1 protein-coding gene is annotated in these 239 nt (G+C 63.2%); it reads right to left on the bottom strand.

All coding sequences use genetic code 11. From position 1 onward, the window contains the following. The coding region (locus HMPREF0072_RS11670; protein WP_211204253.1) for an SPFH domain-containing protein at positions 1 to 201 on the bottom strand (201 nt) is incomplete at its 3' end. Positions 202 to 239 lie beyond the last annotated feature (38 nt).

Raw genomic sequence — 239 nt, 5'->3', positions numbered from 1 at the left:
CAGCAGGCGAGCGTCGAACTTGCGCACCTGGTTGACGTACGGGATCTTGAAGTGCAGGCCCGGCTTGACGTCGGACTCGACCACCCGACCGAAGCGCAACATGACCGCGCGCTCGGTCTGCTGGACTACGTAGACGCTGTTCCACAGGACGATGGCGGCGACGACACCGACGATCAGAGCGATCAAAGACTTGTTGCCCATCAGCGGCTCTCCCTCGTACGCGCGTCTTGCTGGCGCAG

The organism is Anaerococcus lactolyticus ATCC 51172 (assembly GCF_000156575.1).
Lineage (GTDB): Bacteria > Bacillota > Clostridia > Tissierellales > Peptoniphilaceae > Anaerococcus > Anaerococcus lactolyticus.
This window is presented reverse-complemented; position numbering and strand designations above follow the sequence as displayed.